Consider the following 11672-nt stretch of genomic DNA (forward strand, 5'->3'; position numbering starts at 1 on the left):
ATTCCACTAATGATTTATTATTAATATGAATCAAGATTTGAAATGTGCCTTTAGGTACTAAATTTTGGTAGAAAAAATGAATTGAGATAAATTTAGCGTGCCGTAGGTACGAAATGATTATCGTTTTGTCGCGTACCTACGACACGCCTACGTATTCGAATCGAATTTTTTCTTCCAACATTTAGTGCCTAACGGCACAAAAAATATACATTCAATTCTTCATTACTTAACAATCAATAACCACCCTTTTCCTTTTGTTACCGGTATTTCGTCCGTTGCAGTAAATGTTTGAGCAGGTTGGAACTTTGTAATTTCAGGAGCTATGATTGTTGCTTTTGCAGGATTGATACCTAGTTTTTTCCAATCGATATTCAGTTTTACTTTTACATCAGTATCTGCCCAGCTTGCAATAGAAATTAAAGCCGTTCCGTTCTTTCTGTAAACTGTTGCTAATACTTTATCATTAGAAGTTTTTACAGGACAATTTTCACTCCAATAACCAATCATTTCAGAACCTTTGATTCCAAAAGTGTCCCATAATTTCCAGATGGCTCTTGGATCTGCGTTACCGCTCCATGGTAATCTGTTTGTCATTCCGTAAACCATTCCTCTCCAGGGATTTCCTCCGTCTTGCAGCATTTCGCCCATTAACCCAAACGGGATTCCGCTTACTTCCGTTAAGAAAAAGTCAGGTTGGCCTTTTTCATAATCAAAATATTCTCCAAACCATAGTTTATTTACATAAGGAAAGTGTTCCATATATAAATTGGCACTATTATTAAATCCGTCACTTTTGTTGTACTGATTTGCACTGTGTAAATCGATAATTCCCGGATGTCCGTCTTTTGTTAATACTCTTTTTACACGTTTCATTGTGATCCTGTCAAAAGCAACATCATCAAGATAAATACCGTCAATACCAACGTTTTGAGTCAGCCAGTTCATTCCTTCAACATAATAATTGTGCCAACGGTTCATACCGCTATTTACGATTGCTGCATCTTTTATTTCGGGAACAAACCAGGCTGCGATATAATCATCGCCAACATGTTCCTGTAACCATGAGAATCCGCCGCCTTTTCCAGGAGAATAAATTTCATGACCTAAACTTCTTAAAGCAAAAGTTTCATAAGCTTTATTAGAAACTTCTCTAACGGTATTGTAAATCTTAACTTTTAATCCTTTTTCATGTGCTTCATCGATATAACTTTTCATCTTTTTAAATTCAATAAAAGGATAATTAATATAAGGATTAATCGCGTTTGCATGGTGTATATTGATTACGGTTGCACCAGTTTGAGCAATAGAATCGATTGGGCTGTATTTGTGATAGAATTTAGTATCCCATTGAAAATCTGTGTTTATAGTATGGAATGGTGTAATTAGCAATGTAAAGTTGTAATACAAAATATCTCCTTTTTTCATGCTTCGGGCTCCACTATACGCATTTACCAAAACTGATTTTTGGTTGGTTGTAATCGTGATTCCGCCTTTGTTATCGTTACCCCAGGAAGTTGGTAATAATAAAGGTTTTTGCAAATAGAAATTGGTGTTTAACGGACGGCTGTATTTTTCGTCTCTTAAAGAAAATTGCAATCCTGAGTTTACATTTCCAATCCATGCACCATCTTGATTCTTGTGTGCTACATCCCATTTCCAGTCAAAAGCTGCAGGACGATCGCCTCCTTTTTGACCTAGTCCCATCATGTATTTTGCAGAGGAAGGCTGAAATGGCATTTGAAAATTAATATCATTAAAAGCTGCATCTTCAAGAGCTGTAATTTTTACTGTATAATGTAAAAAACCATCAAATTCAATTGAAGCATTTACATCCATTTGAAGTGATTGAGAGGTAGAAGTACTTTCCCACGAAACAGTTCCTGCTTCTTTTTTAGTGAATTTGATTCCTGTATTTTTCCATTTTAAAGTTTCTTTTCCTGCAGCATCTATAAAATGAAATACTATTGGCGCACTCAAAATATCATTTGCTTTTGTACTTGTAGTAGTCATTTCAGGAGTAAAGAAAGTTTGAATCTGGGTTGGAAAACCATTCGTTCCTAAAATCAATTTTCTGCCTAATAAAGATATTTCGCTATCTTTTACGATTAATGGGGTATAAGGTGCAATTACTGTATTTTCCTGGGCTAAAGTTGAGTTTAACCATTTAAGGCGTGTCATTTTTTCCGGAGAATCGATTCCTCCGTTTTTAGTAACCTCATTTTTTACAGTTATCTTAAGTGTAATTGCGGTAGATTTTCCATCAGCGGTAACGGTCGCTTTTCCTGTATAATTTCCTGCAGCAGCAGTTTGGGGAACATCGATTCCGCACCACAATGCCTGTACTTTTCCTTTTGAAACGGCAACGTTTGCAGCAAAAAGATTTCCATCATATTTTACTCCATCTGTATTAATACAATTGATATTTTTTGATGAAATGGTTTCTCCGTTACTACTTTTTAAATCCGAAAAAGTAACTTTTACATCTTTTAAATCCTGCAAAGCATAAACACCTAATTGAAATGCCAGATATTCGCCTTTTAATGCCGTATCTGAAAAAGTGCTTTGAACTCCTTTTTGAATCCATCTTTGTGGTAAATCATTTTTCATTCGGATAGAAAACAATCTGTCTTCCGGAAAAACAAGAAATGTGTTGCTGCTGTTTTTAGCAATAAGATCTTTAGTTTCAGCCGCAGTTGCAATTACTTCCATAGGATAAAAACTATTGAAAGCATTTATACTCTGAATTTCTGTAACGGTACAATTATCAGCTGCATTTGATTTTATTTTAGACAACCATTGTGCATCTGCTTTATTTTCTGGTTTGGCATAAACTCCTTTAGGATAATTAGCATCACCTTCGTCAATATAGGGCATATAATACACGTAATAAGTTCCTTTTCCTGAAACAGGTTCAAAGAAAATCGTTCCGTTTTCTCGATTGATATTCTCTGTTTTTGTATTAAGGATTTCTTTACCTGTAGCATCCTGAACAATAATTTTTTTGAGTTCCGGATTTTCATCCCTTCTGCGCCATTCGATTGTAGTTTTGGCAACATTTCCTGTACCGGAAAATGCGACTACAACACGATGATTTCCTAACATATTAGGATTCCAGCTGTCATTGCCATCCGTGTATTTGATTTGTGCAGCCAATGGAATACTGACAATGCAAAGGCACATAATCAAAAGTCTACTTAAAATTGGCGTGTTTTTTAGATTTGCTTTCATTTTATATAATGTTCAAGTTAAGTGTATGCTTATTTTTAAAAAATTTAGTAAACGGCTTTCCATCCATTTTTTTTCCAATAGGCGACAATAGGTTTGTATGGACCGTATTTATGTTGCTCTTCAGAAAAATTATCATTAAAAGGGCTGTGTGCATAATCAATTGGTTTACCCATTTTATTAGGATAGTCAAATGTTTTGGGATTTGGCCTTGAGTGTATCGCATCATCATTTACATAAGCAGCAATATCAAGTGCTTCAATATCTGTAAGGTATGGTTTTTCTGGTGTTACTTTATCATAAGGCATATTGCTTTTCAGCCACTGTGCCTGTTTGATTACTCTGTGCATGCTCGAACCCGGCTGGTATCCATATTCGCCCCAAAGCGGAGGATAAGTATAGCCTGATTTGTCAGCATTATATTGTCCTTCGCCATTATTTCCGTGGCAGCGGGCACAATTTTCAACAAACAAAGCTTTTCCTCTTTCGGGACTTGCGGCTACATCAGGAAATTCTATTTCTAAGTTTTTAGCCCCTTTAAAATCACCATCTTTTGGAACAAATTTGCTGATCCATTTAAAATAAGATAAAAAAGCGACCATTTCTTTTCCGTCAAGCGGAAGTGGTTTTCCGGAGTGCGGACGCATAATGCAATTGTTAACGCGTTCTGCAAGTGTGAGAACCTTATTTTCACGTCCGCGATATTGCGGATAATTATCGTGAGACGACATTAAATTGAAAGCATAGGGTTTTGTACCCGCATCCTGATGACAATTGGTACAATTCATTTTATTGCCTAAATATTTTCCTTTTATGCCATTTGGACCAATATAATAAGCTGTTTTTAGCATCAATTCTTTTCCGTAACGTACTGATTCTCCAAATTCGTCATTCGAAATTTTCGATGTATCAATAGTGATATACGAATCATCATCGGCAGTTTTTGCCGCCAATGTTTGTGAATTTGAAGTATGGCAGGAATTGAAAACAACAATTGGCAATGCTGAAAATAGACCAATAAGAATTATTTTTTTCATGTTTACTATTTTTAATCTATGTTGTATCCTAAGAGGTTTTCAAAACCTGTTAGGTATTTTTTTATATTGTTATACCCACAATTTTTTGAAACGTAAAAGGTATTTATGCAAATCAAAAGTAAAATGTGCCTTTAGGTACGCAATACCTATCATTTTGTTGTGTACCTGCGGCACGCTTAAAATTATTCAATTCATATTTTCTACCAACACTTAGTGCCTAACGGCACATATTTATCTAATTGAAAAGAAATGGTTTCATCTTTTCTTCCGGAATAAACTCTACGCGATATGGCGGAATTTCAGATTCTAAGGCCCAGATTAAAACACCTTGTTTATTAGTCAAAACAGTAATATGTCGTTTTGAACAACAAACTAAAATGGTTTCTTTGTCAATCATATAAGCACTTCCCATTCTGTCATTGTAAATATCTTTTGGTAGTTTTATCTGGAAATCGAGCTTTACTGATTTTTCTTTTTCATCTACTTTTAAGGCAAAGACAGAGGATTGTTTTTTATCGACGCCATTATCAAAAAACAGCAAACTTCCTTCGGGATCTATGTGTGCGGCATGTGCCTGAGAAAAATTACTATCGTCAGACATTTTCATATTTCCTCCTTTACCTAATTTCCAAAGAACTTTTCCGGTTTTAGAATCGACTTTCCAAATTTGACCGTTGTTATAAAAAGAGATCAGAAAATTTCCGTCTTTATCATAATTCAGGCTGTTCGCATGCGTCCAGTCCTTTTTTGTTTTTAGTAAATTTTTATCTTTCATTGGATCTAAATCATCAAAAACGCTCCATTTCCAGAGTTGTTTTCCTTTTTTATCCAAAATTAAAATTCCGTCGCCGTTGATCGTATCGTTCTTTTTTCCTCCAATAGAACTTAAATCCATTATCTTTTGATCTACGGTTATCGTAACAATTTCGTTAGCTGATTTTTTTATGATTTCATGATGAATCACTTGTTTAAAATCACCTTGTCCTTTTTTAATATGGGTTAACGTATCACCTTGCAAATTGATTTCAAGAATCTCGCTTCCGTAACTTGTTGGTTCATCATTTTTTCCTAAAATGGCAATAATGCTTTGCTCTTTTGTAAAATGAGTAACTTTAAATCCTGTTCCTTCGACAGTATGGTACCATCTTAAATTTCCTTTATAATCTACAATGTAAGCAACTCCCGGAGTTTCTCTTTTCGCCAAAAGCATAAAGCCTTTTTTGAAATTCTCAGGTAATAATTTGGGTTTAGGGCAATTTGCCTTGAATTGTTTTTGCAACCATTCTGGTAATTTTCGAGACTTAAAAGTGTATACTTTACTTGTATTTTTCTCTTGGTTCTCGATAGTAATCAATTGATAACTATAATTTGTTTCCGGTCTAATATTACAAAGTACCAAAGAGTGGAAGAGACCTGTTTTTGAAACCGGACTTGTTATCTTATTTTTTATTCCTTCTTGATCAGACCAATATTCTGCAAATACCTGAACATTGTCATTCGTAGTAACATCGATCTGAATCTTCAATTCGTTGTTGCTATGAGTTCCAATCGTAATATTTTTGATAAGATTGCCCTGATTCTTAGAACAGCTTACAAATGCAAGCAGTACCAAAATAAAACTCCACTTTATTATAAATTTTTTGATCATCTGAAAGGCATCTTTATGAAAAAGAAAAGTACTTTTTTTTATAAATAATCAAGAATAGACAGCTTTAAAAGTCTGCCTATTCCTGATTGGACTTTTTTTATTGTCTGTCGGCGTTACTTAATTTAGGATTAAGATCGACCTGACTTTGCGGATAAGTATAATACTTATTTTGCGGCATTTTGACTTGTGCTGCTTCACCCACTCTTAGGTGATACGCATTGACAAGAACATCATATTTGTTCATTCTGATTAAATCCTGACGGCGTTTTCCTTCAAAGAAAAATTCCCATCCTCTTTCTTGTAAAATAGCATCTCTTAATGATGATTGCGTGTAATCTGATAGAACTAAAAGTTTAGCATGTGATCTTGCTTTTACTTTATTGATAAGATCTATCGCTTCTGTTGTTGGTCCGCTAATTTCGTTCAAAGCTTCGGCTCTGCTTAATAATACATCAGCATAACGCAATATGTTTACACTATGACCATCATAATAAGTAGTAGTTTCATCATCTGCGTATTTTCTGGTTGATACATCCGGCATATAAAGTTCGCCTTTTGGTGGTTGAGCGCCTAACGTAGGTGCTTGTTTGTGCAGTAAACCATCGCTGCCCATAAACTCAGGAAAAAAGCATTCTTTTCTTTCGTCTTCATTACCAAACGTGTTGAAGAAATCCCAGTTTACAGTATAATATTGCCATCTGTTTTGAACAACCGGATGATCCGTTGGCCCAAAGTGATTCAACAATTCCGTTCCGTTTGTATTGGCATCACTCAATGAAGAAAATATGTTTTCGCTGCACCATTTATTACTTTCTTTAAACAAACCTAAATAAGTAGGGAAAAGGCTGTACTCGTTTAGATTCATTACTTGTTGTGTCAAAGTAGCTACTTTAGGCCAATCATGACTGCGCAGATATAGTTTTGCCAATAAGGTAAGAGATGCACCTTTTGTAGCGCGTCCTACATCATTAGTTCCATAAATAGCATTTTCTTTGTAGTTAACAGGTAATACATCGGCAGCTTCAGTCAATTCTTTTATAATAAAAGTATCAATTTCTTCTACAGATGTTGGAGGTGTTTGATCTAAATAATTAGGATTTCCCAAATTAGCTTCGGTGATTAGAATTACCGGACCCCATGCATCCGTTAAATCCATATAAGCTGATGCTCTTAAGAACTTTGCTTCGGCTATAAATTGAGCTTTTTCGGCGGCTGTAATTCCACTCATTTTTGTAATGTTGAAGATCGCAAAGTTGGCATTGGCAATCAACTTATACATTGATTTCCAATCTTCCAGAAGTAAGCCGTTTGTCGAACTCCATGTACCTAAAGACAATTGTCCCGGATCTCCACCAAATTGACAATGTCCTAAATCTGTTGCAATATCTGTCAAAGCGAAGTGTCTTGTAGCCCAATACGAAAAGTTATCTCCCACAGATGGTCCTTTTAATCTGCCATAAATAGAATTGATCGACGCAATGGCATCTGATTTAGTTTGAAAACCATTGGTATTGGTCAAATTACTATACACCGTAGGCTCAAGATCCTGATTGCACGAAAATTGTGCACCGGCGGTAAGTAAAAGCAATAGTATTGTATATTTTTTCATTTTAATAAATTTAATGTTACTAAAAAAGCTTTTTAGACTAGTGAATTGCGACTTTTATTCCTAAAATAAACGTTCTTGAAGCCGGGAATGAGTTAAAATCGATTCCTCCGCCTAAGTTTTGTTTTGTAATATCAGTAGCAGAAAAATGCCCATTTACCTCAGGATCATTTCCAGAATACTTAGTAATCGTTAGTAAATTCTGACCTATAGCATACAATCTTATACTATCTATAAACTTCGCTTGTTTTAGTACACTTTCCGGAATAGAATATCCAATAGAAACATTTTTCAGACGGATATAAGAAGCATCTTCAACAAATTTTGAATTCACATAACTTCCGTATTTACTTTTGTAGTAACCATCTCTCGGAATGTCTGTGTTTTCATTTGTACCGGCAACCCAACGATTCAAAGCATCTGTACTTGTAGAGGATTCACCTACCATTTTAGTCATATTATAAACAGAATAATCGAAAGCTCCCTGAAAGAAAATATTCAAATCAAAGTTTCCAAATCTAAAATCATTGTTTAATCCGGCAGTGTAATGTGGCGTAGAATTTCCCAAATATGTTCTGTCATCCGCATTTATAACTCCGTCGCCATTAACATCTACATATTTTGGATCTCCAGCTACAGAAAGAGGCTGAGCGGCATAAGTTTCTCCGGTTTTGATTACTCCCGCATATTTATAGCCGTATAGTTCACCCATTTCTTTTCCGGGTACCAATCTTGTAAATTCCTGACCGGAAACAGTACCGCTTGGGTTAGAAGTATTGGCACTAATAATTTTAACATTGTCAGCAAGCGATATAATTTCCTGCTTATTATAGGCAACATTTAAGGATGTTGTCCAGGTAAATTTATCATTTCTGAAATTTGTACTGCTAATACCCAATTCGATTCCTCGGTTTTGTATTGTTCCTGAGTTGACTCTTTGAACATCAAATCCCCACCATCCTCCAACAGGAACATTTAAAAGGGCATCAGTCGTTCTTTTTTCGTAAACATCTATTGTTGCGGTAAGTTTGTCGTTGAAGAATCCCATATCCAGACCAAAGTTGGTTTGAGCAGTTTGTTCCCATTTCAAATCCGGGTTTGCCAGGTTATTTGGTTCTGTACCACCAACAAAATTGCCCGGACCAATTGTTACTCCCCAAGAGGTTAGTCTGTTCATATAAGCATAATCTCCAATACCGTCATTTCCTGTAATACCATAACTGGCTCTTAACTTAAGCTCAGAGAAAGTATTTAATTTTTGAATAAACGATTCATTTGTCATTTTCCAGGCAATGGCTCCTGAAGGGAAAATTCCGAATTTATTGTTTGGACCAAAACGGGAAGATCCATCTTTTCTAATCGTAAACGAAAGTAAATACTTATCATCAAAAGCATAATTTAATCTACTAAAGTATGAAGTAAGTTTAGTCTCTGTTTTTTCAGTTTCAGGTTTCAAATAAACCGCTGCACCCTGAAGGTTATAGTACGTCAACAAATCGTTAGAAAAACCGGAACCCGAAGCTTTCATTCGCTCATAAGTATCTTTTTGGTTTGATGTTCCTATCATTGCAGAGAAAGAATGTTGCTCTTTTATATTGAATTTATAGGTTAAATATTGTTCAGTACTCCATCTAAAATAGGTTTTGTTCTCCTCAGATCCGGTTCCGTTTAGAGCAGCTCCGGCAACCAGTGTTCTGGGAGTATATTTTCCCTGAATGTTTTCCTGCCATTCAGCACCTGCTCCAAAATGATACGTTAGACCTTTAATGATTTCGTAATCCAAAAACATATTTCCGTTCACCAATCTGTTGATAGTATGATCTGTTGGTTCCAATAAAAGTGCTAATGCATTGTCTTTTCCCTGATATTTATAGTACGATCCGTCGGCATTATAAATAGGAAGATTAGGAGCAGCAGTTTGGATAGAATACATTGGAGATAAAATATTGTCCCCAAAGTCACTATTATGACCTTCACTTGAAGCGCCATATACATTGACCCCCATATTTAATTTTTCGTTAAATCTTTTCTCGCTACCCATTCTCACAGTATATCGGGTAAAATCTGTATTCTCTAAAGCACCTGTTTGTTTTAAATAATTTCCGGAAAGAAAAAATTTAGAAGTTTTATCGCTTCCGCTAAAAGTAATCGTTCTGTTGATTACTTCTCCCGGACGGGTTGCCGCCTTAAACCAGTTGGTATTTGCAACAGGAAAACTTGATGGAAAAACCGGAGGTCTGCCGTTTTCAACTGCAATTGCATTCTGGATATCGGCATATTGTTGTCCGTTTAATAAAGAGGGTTCCTTGATTATACTCTGAAAACCATCTGAAATTTCCGCTTCAACCTGCATTTTACCTGATTTTCCTTTTTTAGTTGTAATTAAAATTACCCCATTTCCACCTCGTGCACCATAAATAGCGGTAGACGAAGCATCTTTTAAGATCTGGATGTTTTCAATATCATTTGGACTAATTTGTGCACCTGTACTTGTAATAAATCCGTCAACAACATACAATGGCGCATTAGAAGTATTCAGTGAGTTTCCTCCTCTAATCACAATCGACGGGCTGCTTCCCGGAGCATAACTGTTTTGTTGTACCTGAACTCCAGAGGCACGACCTTGCAAAGCCTGACCAACATTAGAAATTGTTCCGCCTAAGTTTAAATTGTCTTTACCAATAGAACTTACAGAACCTGTTAAATCTTTTTTCTTTGCTTTACCGTAACCTACGACAACTTCTTCTAATTTTTGTCCCACTTCTTTTAGTACAACTTTTAGAGGAGCGCTTCCAATGGTTACTTCCTGATCTTCCATACCAATGTATGTTACGATCAGTTTAGTCACATTATCAGCAACCGTAATGGCAAAGCTTCCGTCAACATCTGTTTGCACACCATTGGCGCTGCCTTTTACAATAACGTTTGCACCGGCAATAGGTAATCCGTTTTGATCCGTTACTTTTCCTTTTACGGTTTTTTCAAAAAATATCGAAGTACTGTTTTTGTATGATGTATTTATTGATGTAGCCGCTGAAGCTTGAAATGTAAAAGCTAATAAGGAAAGAAGTGTGAGTTTGATTTCTTTACCAGCCAGATTGTTAATCCGAAAATCTCTAGGTTTTTTTTGGGTTAATAATTTCATACTTTAAATGGTTTTGGTTAATGATTAATTTGTTCTTTTTGTTTGTAAGTTTTAGATTTCTTTTTTTACTGGAAAATTCATTTTGTGTGTTATTTGGTTTTTAATAAAATTGTTCCTTCTTATAAAATTGCGACTTCGTTTTCTGAATCTAATTGTTGGTTATTTTTTCTGTTTTTATTTGTTTTCGAAGTGCAAAATCCTCCTTAAAAATTTCTTAATTAACTTAGTTTTAAGATTAATACCTGACGAAACTATCGATTATATTTTTATTAAACAAGAAAAAACAATAAAAATGTGCTCGAACACACAAAATTAATGTTCTCGAGCACATAAAATTATGTAAAACGTTTTTTTTGACTTAAAATCGTACGATTCGTTTAGAATATTTTAGAAATAAAAGACCTTCTGGATTTGAGGTTTTTTTATGCTAAATTGTTATTTGGTTTTATTGTAATTGAATTTTATGTAAAACATTATGAATTTCGCAACTATAGAATTGAATGATTCATAATTAAAAGGTTTTTCTTATAGGTTTATTTGGCAGTAAAATGACCTTTATCAGATTTTATTAAAGGGATTGTTAAGCTTAATTTTCATTAATACGAAACCTCCTAAAAATTGACCAGAAAAAGGATGGTTTTTTAGATGATATTCAGAATTTTGAAAATTAAATAATCATAAAAATTAAGATTAAAAAAGAAGGGTAAAGGGTAAGTCATTTTAGGAGAGAAAGGATCCCAAAATTCTAAATTTAATTTGGGGGATATGAAGTAAATTAATAACCGGTTTTTTGTTTTTATTTCGCTTTTTAAAAAAAAGGTATTTAAAAATCTCATTGTTGATTATCAAAGAAATAGACAAAAAAAGGGAAAGGATACTTATTCAAGTATCCTTTCCCTGCTTGTGTGCCCAGCATGGGCGATAACTCTAGGGTGTAAGTCCCGAACACACCTTTACAGTGGGAAGTGTTAGCTGAATGCAAGGGTGTCCATCGCGAGGTGGAATCTGAAG

The 11672-nt window shown here is 34.9% G+C and carries 5 protein-coding genes; all 5 read right to left on the bottom strand.

Annotated features, from left to right (window positions below; genetic code table 11):
• Positions 1–222: 222 nt before the first annotated feature.
• The gene (locus NJT12_RS16870) at positions 223–3228 is read right to left on the bottom strand and encodes a glycoside hydrolase domain-containing protein (protein WP_271337102.1); all 3006 of its coding nucleotides are present in this window, start codon (positions 3226–3228) and stop codon (positions 223–225) included.
• Between the two features lie 44 nt (positions 3229–3272).
• Entirely contained in the window at positions 3273–4262 is a 990-nt protein-coding gene (locus tag NJT12_RS16875) for a c-type cytochrome (protein ID WP_271337103.1), read from the bottom strand.
• A 235-nt stretch (positions 4263–4497) separates the two neighbouring features.
• Positions 4498–5910 (bottom strand): aryl-sulfate sulfotransferase, encoded by a 1413-nt coding sequence (locus NJT12_RS16880; RefSeq protein ID WP_271337104.1) that lies wholly within the window; start codon positions 5908–5910, stop codon positions 4498–4500.
• A gap of 97 nt (positions 5911–6007) precedes the next feature.
• Entirely contained in the window at positions 6008–7519 is a 1512-nt protein-coding gene (locus NJT12_RS16885; protein WP_271337105.1) for a RagB/SusD family nutrient uptake outer membrane protein, read from the bottom strand.
• Between the two features lie 37 nt (positions 7520–7556).
• Positions 7557–10661: a SusC/RagA family TonB-linked outer membrane protein gene (locus NJT12_RS16890; protein ID WP_271337106.1), complete on the bottom strand. Its 3105-nt coding sequence runs from the start codon at positions 10659–10661 to the stop codon at positions 7557–7559.
• Between the last annotated feature and the right edge of the window lie 1011 nt (positions 10662–11672).

Source organism: Flavobacterium azizsancarii (assembly GCF_027980145.1).
Taxonomy (GTDB): domain Bacteria; phylum Bacteroidota; class Bacteroidia; order Flavobacteriales; family Flavobacteriaceae; genus Flavobacterium; species Flavobacterium azizsancarii.